Here is a 15763-nt window from a genome sequence, read left to right as displayed (position 1 = left end):
ACGCCATGTTAACGACACTACTTCACAAAAGAGTGAACAGTCGTTGTCGGAGCCAAAACATGGACGCCAGCACCTTGTTCACAAATGGTGAAACAAGTTCTTCTTTGCGCAAATGCGCTGTTCCGTTGCTCGTTCTGGTCGCCTTTACAGGCGCGATCACGCTTGGAGTTCATCTTCTCATCGACTGGGCCGTCGGAGAGACCATCAATAAGCAGGCAGAAATGGACGCGATGAGTTGGGCTGAGGAGTTCAATACACGCTCAACCGGTTCGGGCAGCATTCTCAGTGATGGTGCGCTGACAGCCGGCCAGCAATCGGTCATCGATTCAGCGATCAATTTTGGCAATGTCTATGCCTTTATCGTCTATGATGCGGAAGGGCGTGCGGTCTACTCGAATGATTACGGCCTCTTTGACATGAGCGGCAATCAACCTGTGAACGATACTGCGCTGAATGTCGTCACCTCCGGTCAATCGAGTATCGATGTGGTTCAAAAGGAAAGCCCCAACGGTACGGTAAACGTGTTTGTCGACGCGCTGGTTCTCATCAAAGACCCCAGCGGCGCACCGATCGGAGCGGTTCAACTATACCTGGACAAATCGGAAGCAGCCGCCTTCTACACCAAGTTTCTCGACTGGATTGGCCTGCTCCTGCCAATTCTGTCCGCCATCATCTATTTGGTGCCCTCCATCGCCTTTATCATGAAGCGGGAACAGGCTTATACGCGAACAAAACGGGTCAACCACCTGTCCCGCTTTGACGCTCTCACCGGTGCCTTGAACCGGCACACCATGAGCAGCGAATGCAAAGCACGGTTCGCTGACCGCGAAAAAAGCAAGGTGATAGGTGTCTTTTTCATGGACGTCGACAAATTCAAAAACATCAATGATTCCAATGGGCATGAATTTGGTGACGCTTATCTCAAGCACATCGCGTCCATTCTGATCAACAATGTACGCAGCACCGATCTTGTGGGCCGCATGGGAGGGGACGAATTTGTCATTGCCTTCCCGGATGCTATCGCTGAGCTTCTGACGTCGATCGGTGAGCGCATCTTGGCGGAAGCCTCCAAACCATTCGAATACAAGGGAACGACAATACAAGGCAGCATCAGCATAGGGTCTCACCTTGCAGGTGTAACAGAATCCGGACCCGAGGCGCTCCACGCGGCGGACCTTGCCCTATATCACGCGAAAACAAACGGCCGAAACAATATGCAGTTCTATTTCCGCGAGCTTGACACCGCCATGGTACGGCGCTGCGCAGTCGAGGCGAGGATGCGTGAGGCGTTGCAAAACGATGAATTCGAAATCCATTTCCAACCGCTCTCCAATCCCGCGGATGCCTCTATTGTCGGATTTGAAGCCCTGCTCAGGCTGAATGACGCCCAAGGCACCCCAATATCGCCAACAGAATTTATTCCGATCGCAGAGGAAACCGGCATGATTCAGGCCATCGGAATACAAACATTGGAACGCGCAATTGTCGCGGCCAAATCATGGCCCGATCACATCTTTCTGTCGGTCAATCTGTCACCAGCCCAGTTCCAACGCGGGGATCTGGTATCGGAAATAGAAGACGTGTTGACGCGGCAGGACTTCCCAGCCTCACGTCTGGAACTGGAAGTGACAGAAAGCCTGCTGATGGCAGATGAAGAACGTGTCTCGGCTCAATTGGTGGGACTGAAACGCATGGGAATCTCCATAGCGATGGATGATTTTGGCACAGGATATTCCAGCCTCGGGTACCTGTGGAAGTACGACTTCGACAAATTGAAAATTGATCGGGTTTTCCTGGAAGGTTTCGAATTCGACAGCACCAAGTATCGCGAAATCATCGAAACCATCGTTACCCTCGGCCACAAGATGGGCATGCAGGTGACAATCGAAGGTGTCGAAAACCACGATCACACGGAAATGTTGAGGGAACTGGATTGCGATCAATATCAAGGTTTTCTTTTTGGCAAACCGATGCCCGCGGAAAAGGCACTTGAGGCCGTCACGGTCGGGCAACTCGGCAAAACGTCTGCGGCCTGATCTGGCCGTCGCAGCTGATCCAGCTAGCTTCAGTCATTGACCACAATTTTCAACAACAGGCGTGAGGATGGTCAGAAAATGGCGGCCGCGCATCTCATCACTGTGGTTCTCCGTGAAGCCTGCGCAGCAAACGTCAGACAGGCAGAGCCGTGGTTTTAAATACTGTCCGCAAGGCGAAACTCGATTGCATCTGCGCGACCCCCGGTAAACGCGCCAGATGTTGTCGATGAATGCGGGCGAAATCCTCCGTATTTTCAGCGACAACTTTTAGCAGATAATCAGCAGTGCCCGCCATCAGATGACACTCCAATACGTCCGGGATACGGCTGACCGCCTTTTCAAATGCATCCAGAACCTCATCCGCCTGACCCTGCAACGTAATCTCCACAAAGACAGTGGTAGCAACCCCCATCTTGCGCGCATCCAACAACGCCACGTAGTCCCGGATATAACCGTCTTTTTCAAGCCGCTGCACGCGACGATGGCACGCCGAGGGAGACAGATTGACCATTTCGCTCAGCTCGGCATTTGGCATACGCCCCTTGCGCTGAAGCGCTTTCATGATACGTCGATCTGTTGCATCCAAGCTCATTTTCGCAAGATTCTCCGAATAATCCCTCTATTTGCGCCAGTATATTCACAGAACTAGCGCTAACGCGAGCAACGTTTGGTGCTACATTGCATTTTGCATACCGTACCATACTGGCAATTATATGCAGAGGAGACCCCGATGATCATCGGTTGCCCAAAAGAGATCAAACCTCAGGAATTCCGCGTCGGCATGACGCCAAATGCAGCCCAAGAGGCGGTGAACCACGGACACGACGTTCTCATCCAAAGTGGCGCGGGCGCGGGTGCCGGGTTTGAAGATGAGGCCTATGTGACTGCTGGCGCTCGGGTCATCGAAACGGCCGAAGAGATCTTTGCCACGGCAGATATGATCGTCAAGGTCAAGGAACCCCAGGCTGGCGAACGTAAAATGCTGCGCGACGGGCAGTTGCTTTTCACTTATCTACATCTGGCACCAGACCCCGATCAAACACATGATCTCATCGCGTCCGGCGCCACGTGCATCGCCTATGAAACCGTCACGGATGATCGTGGCGGCCTGCCCCTTCTCGCGCCGATGTCCGAAGTCGCCGGTCGCCTGGCTCCGCAGGTTGGTGCCTGGACGTTGCAAAAAGCCAATGGAGGCCGCGGTGTCCTGATGGGCGGCGTGCCTGGTGTGGGACCAGCGCGTGTTGTTGTCATCGGGGGCGGTGTTGTCGGCACTCACGCCGCCAAGATCGCAGCCGGCATGGGCGCGGATGTGACCGTGCTGGATCGGTCTTTGCCCCGACTGAGATACCTTGACGATGTCTTTGGAGGCACATTCAAAACCAGCTATGCCTCTGCGGGGAACACGATCGAACTGGCCCGCGAAGCAGATATGATCATCGGTGCGGTTCTGATACCAGGTGCAGCGGCGCCCAAGCTGATCAGTCGCGCCCAGCTCGCCGAATTAAAGCCAGGTGCCGCTCTTGTTGACGTTGCAATTGATCAGGGCGGATGCTTTGAAACCTCGAAGGCGACCACCCATCAAGACCCTGTCTATAACGTGGACGGTATCATGCACTACTGCGTCGCCAATATGCCCGGCGCCGTTGCACGCACGTCTACGATTGCGCTTGGCAACGCGACGATGCCTTTCATGCTGGCGTTGGCCGACAAGGGGTGGCGCCAAGCCTGCACCGACGATCCGCACCTCATGAACGGCCTGAACGTTCACGGTGGCCAACTCACCTATTATGCCGTTGGAAAAGCGCTGGGGATCGACGTCATCTCGCCCAGCGTGGCAATCAAAAACTAGAGCCCTCTGCCGGTGTGCGCCCCTCGAAAAGGGGACGCATCGCATTAATGCGCAATGCCGCAAATTCGGTAAATGTCGTGACTTTACGGGTGCCGCGCAGGTCAGCATGGGTCAATACCCAGATGGGCCGATAGGGGAGCAATGGCACCCGCGCGAGCCTTTGTATGCGGGGTTCCACGTCGCCAATGAAGCACGGCATCCGCGTGGCCCCAATATTTGCGCGCACGCCCGCCAGCGCCGCGTACATATCGTCGACGGTCAGTGTTATACGCCGTTCCGGCCAAGCTTCTTTGAGAGCCGCAGGCGGCCCCGGCCAATGCGCGAAGCGGATCCAGTCCAGCGGTAACTGCGGGTCACAACGAAGCCGTTCTGCCTGCTCTTTACCCACGTAAACGGCTGCAGATTGCTCGGTAACGCGACGGCCAACCAGCGTATCACCGGGCGTGTCCGAGATGCGAAAAGCCACATCGGCTTCATGCGCTGCAAGATTGAGCTGGCGGTTGGCTGCAATGATCCTTAGCTCAATCGCCGGATATTGCGCCTTAAAATCCCGCAGAATGGGTGCCAGAAGACGTTCCACCAGCAATTGCGGTGCTGTGATCGTCAAAGCCCCGCTCAATTGCTGATCCCGGGCACTCAGACTGCGGCTCAAATCATGGCTGGCCGTTTCCATACGTTCGGCCATTCGCGCGGCTTCCAGACCCGCTTCGGTAGGCCGGTATCCACCTGGTGCCCGGTCAAACATTCTCGCACCCATCGCGCGTTCTGCTGACGCAATCCGTCGTGAAACCGTCGCGTGGTTCACCTTTAACGCCCGGGCGGCGCCACTCAGTCCACCATGGCGCACGGTCTCCAGCACGTATTTCAAATCATCCCAATCCAACATGATGATCATTATCGCACATAGGACATGCAGAGTTGAGGTATTTTCGCACATCTGGCCGACACTTATTTGTGAGGCCTGACAATCAACAGAGTAGGACACCTGATGACCGCACATGCTGTAGCAACGTTGAAGATGAAAGACCCCGCTGCCCTTGCTGCCTATCGCGAAAAAGCAAGCGCAGCGCTGGCGCGCCATGGAGGTGCAATTTTGCAAGCCTCTACAGAATTGGTCAGGCTGGAAGGTGACCAGGCCCTGCCAGATGGCGTCGCGATCCTGACATTCCCTGACCGAGGTGCCGCACAAGCATGGATTGATGATCCAGACCTGATCGAGACCCATGCGCTGCGCACCAAAGGTGCAGAAACGCTGATCGCATTGCTCTAAAAGGAAAAAGCCCGCCTCCATCGGAAGCGGGCATTACATCGTGATCTCAGGCTTAGGATCAGCCTTTTTTCAACGCATCACGAATTTCCAGAAGGACGTCCAATTCGGACGGTCCCTTTGGCTCTTCGGGGGCCGCTTCTTTCTCTTCTTCCGCAGCTTCCTTGATCCGGTTGACCATCTTGACCAACAAAAACACCACAAAAGCGACAATCAGGAAATTCATGATCGCCATGACAAACTTGCCGACGGCAAACACCGGCACCCCTACTTCGGTGGCCGCCTCAATGGAGGGGAAGCTTTCTTCTCCCATCACGTAGAACCACCCCGAGAAATCAATCCCACCGGTGAAAAGCGCGATGATGGGGTTGATCAGATCGCCCACAAGCGAGGTCACAATCGCCGTAAATGCCGCACCGATGATGATACCCACAGCCATGTCCATGACATTGCCCTTGGCGATGAAATCCTTGAATTCGTTGATCATAATTGTCCCTCACACTGTCTGATCCGGGGCTCTTTCTGATTGCTTTGGCCCTCTGTGCGTTAGTTAACACATTGTTGCGCGCAGGCGAGCCTGTTTTTACGGGGAAATCCGCTTATGTCTTACCCTCAACGCAAAAAAGGAGATGCCGTATGGCCGACCTGTCAAACTTCAGTATCAACGACAAATGGCCTGCAAAGGACCCAAATGTCCTGCAACTTTATTCTTTCCCAACGCCGAATGGTGTGAAGGCATCAATCGCCCTGGAAGAAATGGGTATCCCTTACGAGGCCCACACGGTCACATTGTCAGATGCAGATGTGAAAAGTCCCGAGTTCCTGTCGCTCAATCCGAACAACAAAATTCCGGCGATCATCGACCCGAACGGGCCAGATGGCACACCGCTTACCCTTTTTGAAAGCGGTGCCATCCTGATCTATCTCGCGGAGAAATCTGGTAAACTCATCGGATCTAACGCCACAGAAAAAGCCCATATCATTCAATGGGTCATGTTTCAGATGGGCGGATTGGGTCCGATGTTCGGACAGCTCGGGTTTTTCTCCAAATTCGCCGGGTCGCAGTGGGAAGACAAGCGTCCGCAGCAGCGCTATATTGATGAAGCGAAACGCCTGCTTGGCGTTCTGGATGGCGCATTGGAAGGTAAAACATGGATCGCGGGCGATTATTCGATCGCCGACATCGCGATTGCACCCTGGCTTCGCGCCCTGGACTTCTACGAGACAAAAGACGTAGTTGGATTTTATGATCACAAGAATGTGGCGGCCTATCTGGATCGCTTCCTTGAACGACCCGCCGTCGAGAAGGGCTTGCAGATCCCTCCGCGGGAACCGGCGTAACACGTGCCCCAGGGCGGAGATCAACTCCGCCCTGCTCGGCGCAATACCCGCGGCGATCAGCCCGGCAAAGTGCCGGTCAACACGTATCGCAGGATTTCGACAACCTGCGACGGTTCTTGCGCCACAGCCAAGGCCGCCGCGTCCACCTCCTTGAGCGCGTGGGCATGACCCGTGCCATGTAATATGATCAGCGACTTGCCCAAAGCGGATGCATAACCGGCATCAAAAGCGGCATTCCACTGTTTGTACTGGTCTCCAAATCGCACCACTACGACGTCGGCATCGGCGATCCCCTTACGCGTCCGGATCGCATTGACCATCGCGCCCTTGTGGTCGTGCCAGTATTTGTTGTCTTCCGCACCAAGGATTGCGACGCCGCAATCATCACTTGCTGCGTGATCTGTCACCGGGCTGTCAAAAGCCACATCAAGCGCCTCGGCACCGGACATGATCTGATCTCGCCAGTCAGTGTGAATTTCGCCGGACAGATAAACTTTCAACGTCACTTTATTCTCCTTTTGCTGCGGTTCAGATGTGGCGCCCTGTTAAATGGCTTTGACCCCGTGAAACTTTGCGCGGCAGATTATCCGCGCAGGGTTCCACCGGTTGCCTTGGTGACTTTCTCGACAACTTTAGCGCTGACCGCTTCGATGTCCTTGTCCTTCAGCGTCTCGGCAACTGGCTGCATTCGGACGGTCAGAGCGAGAGATTTCTTGCCTTCACCAAGACTGCCACCAATGAACTCGTCGAAGATCCGCACATCTTCGATCAGCGCTTTGTCCGCCCCCATGGCGGCGTTGACCAACGTCAGAGCGTCAACACTCGCATCCACAACGAAAGCGAAATCACGCTCCACCGCCTGCAAATCGCTTATGTTCAACGCCCCGCGTGAAGCACCGGATTTGCGTGGCATCGGCACTTCGGCGGGCCAGAGTGTAAAGGCCATTGCCGGGCCTTTCACATCCATGGCCGCCAGCACACGCGGATGAACCTCACCAAAGATGCCGAGCACTTTCTTTGGTCCCAGGCAGATTTTTCCATGACGTCCCGGGTGCCACCACTCCGCCGCACCGCGTAGAATCTGGGTTTTTGCCGGTGCGCCGATGGCCGCCAAAATCGCTTCGGCGTCGGCCTTGACGTCGTAGACATCAACGCCACGCGATGCACCATGCACATCTTTTGGCCCTGTACGCCCGACCAGCAAACCGCTGACGAGCAGGTGTTGCTCGCCGGGCTCGCCGCCATGGAATGCCGGGCCTACCTCAAACAGCGCCAGATCGTTGAAACCGCGGGCCTGATTGCGTGCCGCAGCCCGCAACAGTCCGGGCAAAAGCGCGGGTCGCATGTGGCTCATATCGCTGCTGATCGGGTTTTCCAGACGCGTTGCATCCTGCCCGCCGCCAAAGAGCTTGGCGGAGGTTTCATCGATGAAACTGTAGGTCACGCATTCGTTGTAACCGAGTGCTGCGCAGGTACGCCGCGCAATCGCTTCGCGGCGCTGCAACGGCAGGAGGATCGGTTTGGGCACGCCGTCGCTCAGTCGGGGCAGTGGTTTGCCCTTCAGCTTTGTCAGCGAGGCGATCCGGGCGACTTCTTCCACCAGATCCGCTTCGCCTTGAACGTCTGGCCGCCAGCTTGGGACATGCGCCATATTACCTTCGAGGATGAAGCCCAGCGACGTCAGCGTCTGACGCTGTTCGCTTTCCGGAATATCCATACCTACCAGCGATTGCACCCGGGCTGCATCCAGCTTGAAGGCGCGGTCCCAATCCGGAATTTTGCCCGCGACGATCACTTCCGATGGCTCACCCCCCGCGCGGTCCAGGATCATCCGCGTCGCATGCTCAATGCCATATGGCGTCCAGGCCGGGTCGATGCCCCGTTCGAACCGATACCGCGCGTCCGAATTGATCTTGAGCGCGCGTCCGGTATAGGCGGTGCGCACGGGGTCGAAATACGCCGCCTCGATGAAGACGTTGGTCGTCTCTTCGGTGCATCCGGAAGCCAACCCGCCCATCACGCCGCCAATGCTTTCCACACCCTCTGCGTCAGAAATCAAGGTCATGCCTTCGGTGAAGGTATATTCCTTTTCATCAAGACCCATCAGGGTTTCGCCGCCCTTGGCGCGATGCAAGCGCAGGGCATTCCCGGCGATCTTGTCGGCATCGAAGACGTGCAAGGGGCGGTTCCGGTCGTAGGTGAAGAAATTGGTCACATCCACGAGGAAAGAGATCGGACGCAGCCCGATTGCGCGCAACGCGTCCTGCAACCACGCGGGCGATGGGCCGTTCTTCACACCACGGATCAACCGACCGTAAAACACCGGGCATTGCGCCAACGTGTCACCTTCGATGGTCACGGTGACAGGGCACGGGAATGTCCCTTCGATCGCGTCGACATCGCGTTTTTTCAGTTTTCCGAGCCCACGGGCCGCAAGGTCACGCGCGATGCCGCGCACCCCCAATGCATCCGGGCGGTTCGGTGTAATTGCAATTTCGATGACCGGATCGACCTTGGCCGGATCGTTCTCTGCCAGCCAATCTACAAAGGACTGGCCCACTTCGCCGGAGGGCAGTTCAATGATCCCGTCGTGTTCCTCGCTAAGCTCCATCTCCCGTTCGGAAGCCATCATGCCGAAGCTCTCGATCCCGCGAATTTTGCCCACACCGATGGTCGTGTCGATGCCCGGCACATAGACTCCCGGCTTGGCCACAACCACGGTGATCCCTTCGCGCGCATTGGGCGCGCCACAGATGATCTGCTTGACGCCTTCGTCAGTCTCTACCTGGCATACCCGCAGGCGGTCAGCATCGGGATGCTTTTCCGCGGATTGCACGTAGCCAATTGTAAAGTCACGCAGGCGCGCGCCGCGATCTTCGACGCCCTCAACCTCCAGTCCGAGGTCTGTCAGCGCATAGACGATTTCGTCCAGGCTTGCGTTTGTGTCCAGGTGGTCTTTCAACCAGGAGAGTGTGAATTTCATCAGGTCACCGGCGTCAGGTTTGCGTCGCGCCCTGATAGCCCAAAGAGATCAGAGGGGAAAGCCACCTAATCGTTCAGGGATAGGAGTTTGGCAAACCCAGAATTTCGTCCAATTGCCGGGCGATCCAGCCATGCGGAATGAAATGCCCGCCGGGGTGAATATCCAGACTGACCCGCCCGGTTTCACAATTCTCCCAGACGATACGCTGAAAGGTCAGGAAATCGCGCGCGTTCCACGGCCCGTTGGCGACCCCTTCCGCACAATCGAATTTTTCGCGCCACAGATAGACCGGGTAATCTTCTTCACCTTCGGGCCCATAAGGATAATCAAGCACCTGATCGTTCAGACCATAGACCTGCCGCACTTCGCGCGGCGCAGTGGCGCAATCTTCGGTCTGACGCAGGGTGCCCGAAATGGCCAGCAATGCGGCCACGTCCGCGCCGTCTTCGCAGACAAAGCGCCACGCCATGTTGCTGCCCCAGGAATATCCCGAGACAAAAATCTGGTCTTCGATGATCGGATAGTTTTTCCTGACGTCATCCAGCACCGAACGCGCAAAACCCACGTCATCGGTGCCTGCATGCCAGAAATCCCAACTGCGCCCCAATCCGTTGGGGGCAACCAGCAGCACGCCACGTCGCCGTGTGGCACCGGAAATTCGCTGGTGCTGCACGATCAACGTGCCCTGGCGTTGCCAGCCATGAAAATGCAACATCACCGGCAGCGGCGACACACCATCCCAATCGTCGGGTGGCAAAACGTGGTAACTGCGGTCCCCCAAAACGCACGGGGTCTGACCGGTACAGTCCTTGTTCCAGGGACCCATCGCCACCACGGCATGGGCGCAGAAAAGCAAACAAGCGGTGAAAATGAAACGATAGATCATGCGCGCACTTTACCCACGCCGAACCGGGTGTCACATCACATCCGTGTAAGCACCCGTGATGGCGGAAATTTAGCGGCTTAGCCCGCCATGAAGGTTTGGCTGGTCGAGCGCGGAAAACCCGTAGTGACGCAGCCAGCGCAGATCGGAATCGAAAAAGGCACGCAAATCGGGAACGCCGTATTTCAGCATGGCAATCCGGTCGATCCCCATGCCAAAGGCAAAGCCCTGCCAGGCCTCAGGATCAATGCCACCGGCCTTCAACACATTCGGATGCACCATGCCCGAGCCCAGAATTTCCAGCCAGTCGTCGCCCTCGCCAACCTTCAGCGTGCCGCCTTCCCACGAACAGCGGATGTCGACCTCTGCCGAGGGTTCGGTGAACGGGAAATGGGACGCCCGGAACCGCAGATCGACGCCATCTACCTCGAAATAGGCTTTGACGAATTCCTCCAGCACCCATTTCAGGTGTGCCATGGAGATGTCTTTGTCGATGGCCAGTCCTTCGACCTGGTGGAACATCGGCGTGTGCGTCTGGTCATAATCCGCGCGATAAACACCCCCCGGGCAGATGATCCGCAAAGGCGCACCCATTTTCTCCATTGATCGGATTTGCACCGGGGACGTATGTGTGCGTAAAACATGCGGCGGCCGATTATCGCCCTCCGCGCGGTGCATGTAGAAGGTATCCATTTCAGCGCGCGCCGGATGGTGGCCGGGAATATTCAACGCATCGAAGTTATACCAATCGGTGTCAATGCGCGGGCCCTCGGCAACGGAAAAGCCCATCTCGGCAAAAATCGCGGTGACCTCTTCGCTCACTTGAGAGATCGGATGGATTGTCCCCTGACGTCGCTCTCGCGCCGGCAAGGTGACATCCAGCCATTCCTCCCGCAGACGCGCATCCAAAGCTACATCGGCCAAACCTGCTTTTTTCGCCGCCAGCGCGGAATTGATCTCGTCCTTCAGGGCATTCAGCGCAGGCCCCGCGACCTGCCGTTCTTCCGGGGTCATCTTGCCGAGCTCTCGCATTTTCAGAGCCACTTCGCCCTTCTTGCCAACAGCCGCCAAACGGATCGCTTCCAGCGCATTCTCGTCCGCTGCATCGGCTATCTGGCCCAAATATTTTTGCTTGAGATCGTTCATCTCTGCCTCGCCTATTCGTCTTGCGCCGGTGCTAGCAGAATGGCCGGTGAATGCAAGGCAGACAGTATTTTGCGTATCAGCAGCCAAACCCGCGGGAAAACACGCCGTCAGAGCTTACCCGCCATCGAGAGGTTTATAAACCACTGCATCGATCTCGACTTTAGCATCGACCATGATCTGCGAGCGAACGGTGGATCGCGCGGGCCCGCCATTGGGAAAGTAGCTGGCATAGACCCGGTTGAAGGTCCAGAAATCACGCGGGTCATCCAGCCAGACACCGACCTTGGCGATATCATCCAACGTACAATCGGCCAATGCCAATGCCGCGATCAGGTTCTCCATGGTCTTTCGGGTTTGCCTTTCGATGCCCCCCGCCTCGATCTCGCCGTCCTCGTTCATCGCCACTTGGCCGGAAATGAAGACGAAATCGCCCGCCCGCACGGCTGGTGCAAAGGGCAGAGCCTGCCCCCCTGCCCCGGTTCTGTCATCTCCAAGGCGTTCGATTTTTCGGCTGCTCATGAAATTGCTTCCCTTCTGTTCGTTATTGAATTTCGATGTTGTGTAGTGATGGACCCGAGTATCCTGCTTCTCTGGTCGGAACAGGAGGATCACCAGACCTGACCACGGGCACGCACACGATGGGGACCAAGCACTGCGCCGCCCCGTATCAGCTGAACTTCATCCAGCATGTTGCTCACAACACAACAGTGGTTCGGAATAATCCTGACTTGTTCTCCCACAGTCAGGTCAATGCTCTGAGCGGTCAGGACACCATGTTCCTCCGACAACCCCACAACACTGACGTCCGGGCGACCCAGAACATATCCATGCCCTTCGAGCCCAAGCAAATCGGACGTCAGCACCTTGGACCCCGCGTCAATCACGGCGCGGTCGCGGGCGGGAACCGAAACAACGGTTGCGAGCACACTCAGAGCACAATCATCCCAGGTGCAAACACCACGATCCTGCAATGATCTGTCATTATAAACATAGGTGCCGATGCGATACTCCGTCGCGACGGAAACCTTCTGCGCATCCCACATACCCGGCGACCCGCCATTCGAAATCACATCCACCTGCAGCCCCGAGGCTTCGATGAGCGCCTTTGCGGCGACCAGCCAGTCTTGAACTGCGGCCTCGTTTCCAATTGGCGGATATGTCATCAAACCCGCGAAACGCAGCCCGCGTTGGGCACCGACCTGCACCGCCAGTTCACAAGCCGCTTCAGGCGTCATCACGCCGCATCGGCCGGCCCCTGTATCGCATTCAACCAACACGGCCAGTGGTACACGCGCCTGTGCAAATGCCTCCGCAAGCCCCGCCACGGTTTCACCGTTATCCGCAACGACGCTCACCCGTACCTTTTCTGCCAAGGCTTTCAACCGGGCCAGCTTTTCGGAGCCGAGAATATTGAAGGTGATCAGGACGTCCTCGATCCCGCCTTCGGCAATCATTGCTTCGGCTTCACTGACCTTCTGACAGGTGATCCCGATGGCCCCGGCCTTGATCTGGCGTTTGGCGAGCATCGGTAACTTATGGGTCTTGATGTGCGGCCGAAGGCCCAAGCCATAAGCGTCACAATGCGCCTGAAAGCGGTCGATATTCGCCTCTGCAACGTCCAGATCAACAAGAACTGCTGGCGTGTCGATTTCAGGAAAAATCATATTGGTTTCCTCTGATGCGGATCGTCGCAAATTGGCCAGATCGCACGGGATAACCGCTGATAAGGCGTTGTTGATGGATCACTTGGATAGGGGCCATCGACGGCGGCATAGATGATTTGTGATGCAATTTCAGCGAAAGCGCCGTGAAAATGGTTGGTGGATTTGACCACCAGAACCTTCTTTTCAGCAATGTCGATGCCAAGGTTCGTGAACAGATCCGGAGAAAATGCCTGGCTTCGATTGGAATTTAATACCACGTCAATCCCCCCCAGCCGGATGACCGAGCAATCGCCGAGAGGCACAACCGAGCTGCCAAAACTCTGAACCGCGCCGCGTTGATTGCGGATGACTTTGACCCGCGCATCTATGGGGTCACCCGCCTTGGCAGATGTTTTCCCGCCAAATCGCAGATCTAGCGCAGCACCCTCTCCGGCTGCATGACACAGGCGCACCGCCATCGGGTCCCAAATCGTCCCAAATGCCGCCGAGGTCAGATTCTGCGCCATGGCCTCTTGCAACACCAAGGTGGAATCTCCGGCAACACCGCCGCCGGGATTGTCCCAGACATCCGCGACAACCACCGGGCCCGCGGGTGCCTCACCTGCCTTTCGAAGGGCGGCTTCTGCCGACATGAACTCCGGTTTGGTTTGCCCCCTGAATGAGAACAGCTCCCTCCCCAACGCTTCGGCAATCCGGTCTCCGTCCGCGTGTTGATTATCGGTCACTACAATAATTTTGGCCCCCAAATCAGGGGAGTCGCCCGCCATAAACCCGTGAATTGCAGAGACCGACAACACCTCGCCAGCTTTTTCGAGCGCCGTCATCTTGTCGACGAAACCGCGCATCGGGTGGCGACTTGTCGGGAGGATTTCGATCATCCGGACATCAAAGACCGAAAGGACAGGGGTGATTTCCTTGCGAATGGCGCGCAAGGTAAGATCAACACAAGCCTCCCCCGCAGCAACAAAATCCGTGTGGGGGAATTCCTTGAACACGGTGATCACATCGGCGTTCTGGACACGTTTGTCGCTCAGGTGGCTGTGGGGATCAAAACTGACACCAATGATCGTCTTACTGCCCACGATATCACGTACCTCCTCGATCAATGTGCCTTCGCAATCAACACACCCCTCTGCGATCATGGCACCGTGAAGCCCCAAAACGACGCCATCCAATGGCATGGCAGCGCGAACCTGAGCCAGAATCTCATCCCGTAGTCGTCGCCAGGTACCGGCGTTGATCAGACCACCAGGTTCGGCCCAGGTTGCAGTCCCTTCGACCAAGTCAAAACCATCCGTCGCGGCACGAGTGCGCAGCGCCGGAAAAATCGCACTGCAAAGCGTGGGTGTTTGAGGATGCTCACCGGGTGCCGCGTAGAAACTCTGCTCGAAATCGGAAAAATCTGTGCGCAGGGGCGAGAAGGTATTGGTCTCGGTCGCCAGCGACGCACAGAATATCCGCATGTTCATTTCCTGCATCCGTTCGGTAAGGTCAAAAACCAGCGTTCAGGCGGGCAAGACCCGCCTGATGCCCACACGTTCTAGTCGAGATAAGTCGATGCGTTTGCTTCGGCCACGGCCTGTTCGAATTGCCCCAGCAGTGCGCCGGCGGTTGCATCCAGATTTTCCGCCACGTGAGATTTGAAGGCAGGTTGGGTTACTGAGGCCATTTTTTCGCGCTGCTCATCTGTCAGCGCTGTGACCTCAATATTGTCCATCAAACCTGCAAGACCCCGATCAGAGGCCTCGATGATCCGCGACAAACCCCGGCTGGCGGTGACACAGTTTTCTGCCGCTGTCCGAATTGTTGCCTGCTCGCTTTCGGAAAGACCTTCGAAAAAGGCTCGGTTGATCATGAAGGTATAGGGCGAAAACAGATGGTTGGTGAGGGTCAGGTACTGCTGAACTTCCGCAAAATTCGCGAAGGAAATAATCGGAACCGGGTTCATCTGCCCATCGATCACGCCGGTCTGAAGGCCGGAATAGACCTCGCCCCATGAAAGCGGATAAGCCTCGGCACCAAGTGCCTGTACGATTTTCTGATGAGACGGCAACGTCATGGTCCGGATGCGGATACCGTCAAAATCTTCGAGCTTGGCAATTGGACGTTGCGAGTTGGTGACGGCAAAGAACCCACCGGTGTCCGGGAACCCCAAGACCACAACATCCCCGAGTTCCGCCTCGATATCGGCCGCCAGCGCCTTGCCGAAGGCACCATCAAAAACCGGATATGTGGCGGCATTTCCGGTGAACGCAAAGGGCAGGTTCAGCACATCAATGCGCGGGTAGTAACTCGCCAGGGCACCTGTTGATGTCAGCGTTGCCTGGATCAACCCATCGCGCACCTGTTGGACATGTTCCGCTGCAGACCCCAATTGGTTCGACCCGAACACTTCAACTGTAACGCTGCCATTTGTCCCCGAAGTCACCAGATTTGAGAACACGGCCGTGCAAGCATGGGCGGGGTTTTCAAAAGGGTCTGTTTTGTTGTCATGGCCAAACTTGATGACGCCGCCCTCGGCCAGCGCACTTCCGGCAACGAGCGAGGCAGCTAGAAAAGTCCCGGTCAGTATATGTTTCATCTTTTTCTCTCCT

The 15763-nt window shown here is 56.5% G+C and carries 15 protein-coding genes; 4 read left to right on the top strand and 11 right to left on the bottom strand.

Features of this window, described 5'->3' with window-relative positions; all coding sequences use genetic code 11:
• Positions 1-59 precede the first annotated feature (59 nt).
• Positions 60-2036, top strand: a complete 1977-nt coding sequence (locus tag Q0802_RS16430) for a bifunctional diguanylate cyclase/phosphodiesterase (RefSeq protein ID WP_298920277.1) — start codon at positions 60-62, stop codon at positions 2034-2036.
• Positions 2037-2169: 133 nt separating this feature from the next.
• Here Q0802_RS16430 and Q0802_RS16425 read toward each other — a convergent pair whose 3' ends face one another.
• Positions 2170-2628 carry an Lrp/AsnC family transcriptional regulator gene (locus Q0802_RS16425; RefSeq protein ID WP_298920275.1) on the bottom strand — a complete coding sequence of 153 codons (459 nt, stop codon included), beginning with the start codon at positions 2626-2628 and terminating at the stop codon, positions 2170-2172.
• A 138-nt stretch (positions 2629-2766) separates the two neighbouring features.
• On the opposite strand from Q0802_RS16425, the gene ald reads away from it, so the two are divergent.
• Positions 2767-3885: an alanine dehydrogenase gene (gene ald, locus Q0802_RS16420; RefSeq protein WP_298920272.1), complete on the top strand. Its 1119-nt coding sequence runs from the start codon at positions 2767-2769 to the stop codon at positions 3883-3885.
• Here the strand turns inward: ald and Q0802_RS16415 are convergent.
• A complete protein-coding gene (locus Q0802_RS16415) occupies positions 3875-4780 on the bottom strand; it encodes a LysR family transcriptional regulator (protein ID WP_298920270.1) in 906 nt (301 codons plus the stop codon). The two genes, ald and Q0802_RS16415, sit on opposite strands and share 11 nt — an antisense overlap.
• A gap of 93 nt (positions 4781-4873) precedes the next feature.
• Here Q0802_RS16415 and Q0802_RS16410 point away from each other — a divergent pair, with 93 nt between their 5' ends.
• On the top strand, positions 4874-5155 hold the full coding sequence (locus Q0802_RS16410; RefSeq protein WP_298920269.1) for a DUF1330 domain-containing protein: 282 nt from the start codon (positions 4874-4876) through the stop codon (positions 5153-5155).
• Positions 5156-5213: 58 nt separating this feature from the next.
• Here the strand turns inward: Q0802_RS16410 and mscL are convergent, their stop codons facing one another.
• Positions 5214-5639, bottom strand: coding sequence for a large conductance mechanosensitive channel protein MscL (mscL, locus tag Q0802_RS16405; RefSeq protein WP_298920267.1), 426 nt, complete (start codon positions 5637-5639; stop codon positions 5214-5216).
• Between the two features lie 149 nt (positions 5640-5788).
• Between mscL and Q0802_RS16400 the strand changes: the two genes are divergently transcribed.
• The gene (locus tag Q0802_RS16400) at positions 5789-6493 is read left to right on the top strand and encodes a glutathione S-transferase N-terminal domain-containing protein (RefSeq protein WP_298920265.1); all 705 of its coding nucleotides are present in this window, start codon (positions 5789-5791) and stop codon (positions 6491-6493) included.
• Between the two features lie 56 nt (positions 6494-6549).
• Here Q0802_RS16400 and Q0802_RS16395 read toward each other — a convergent pair whose 3' ends face one another.
• The 8 genes from Q0802_RS16395 to Q0802_RS16360 form a co-directional block, all read right to left on the bottom strand.
• Positions 6550-6999, bottom strand: coding sequence for a YtoQ family protein (locus Q0802_RS16395; RefSeq protein WP_298920263.1), 450 nt, complete (start codon positions 6997-6999; stop codon positions 6550-6552).
• Positions 7000-7076: 77 nt separating this feature from the next.
• A complete protein-coding gene (gene pheT, locus Q0802_RS16390; protein WP_298920261.1) occupies positions 7077-9476 on the bottom strand; it encodes a phenylalanine--tRNA ligase subunit beta in 2400 nt (799 codons plus the stop codon).
• A 73-nt stretch (positions 9477-9549) separates the two neighbouring features.
• Entirely contained in the window at positions 9550-10362 is an 813-nt protein-coding gene (locus Q0802_RS16385) for a polyhydroxybutyrate depolymerase (protein WP_298920259.1), read from the bottom strand.
• A 69-nt stretch (positions 10363-10431) separates the two neighbouring features.
• Complete coding sequence (pheS, locus tag Q0802_RS16380; protein ID WP_298920257.1) at positions 10432-11505, bottom strand: phenylalanine--tRNA ligase subunit alpha; 1074 nt, start codon at positions 11503-11505, stop codon at positions 10432-10434.
• Between the two features lie 114 nt (positions 11506-11619).
• The gene (locus tag Q0802_RS16375) at positions 11620-12024 is read right to left on the bottom strand and encodes a RidA family protein (protein ID WP_298920254.1); all 405 of its coding nucleotides are present in this window, start codon (positions 12022-12024) and stop codon (positions 11620-11622) included.
• A gap of 89 nt (positions 12025-12113) precedes the next feature.
• Complete coding sequence (locus Q0802_RS16370) at positions 12114-13169, bottom strand: D-TA family PLP-dependent enzyme (protein ID WP_298920253.1); 1056 nt, start codon at positions 13167-13169, stop codon at positions 12114-12116.
• The gene (locus Q0802_RS16365) at positions 13166-14632 is read right to left on the bottom strand and encodes a M81 family metallopeptidase (protein ID WP_298920251.1); all 1467 of its coding nucleotides are present in this window, start codon (positions 14630-14632) and stop codon (positions 13166-13168) included. The genes Q0802_RS16370 and Q0802_RS16365 overlap by 4 nt, the downstream gene beginning before the upstream one ends.
• A gap of 77 nt (positions 14633-14709) precedes the next feature.
• Positions 14710-15750 (bottom strand): DctP family TRAP transporter solute-binding subunit, encoded by a 1041-nt coding sequence (locus tag Q0802_RS16360; protein ID WP_298920248.1) that lies wholly within the window; start codon positions 15748-15750, stop codon positions 14710-14712.
• Positions 15751-15763: the final 13 nt, after the last annotated feature.

Source organism: uncultured Roseobacter sp. (genome assembly GCF_947495275.1).
Taxonomy (GTDB): Bacteria; Pseudomonadota; Alphaproteobacteria; order Rhodobacterales; family Rhodobacteraceae; genus Roseobacter.
This window is presented reverse-complemented; position numbering and strand designations above follow the sequence as displayed.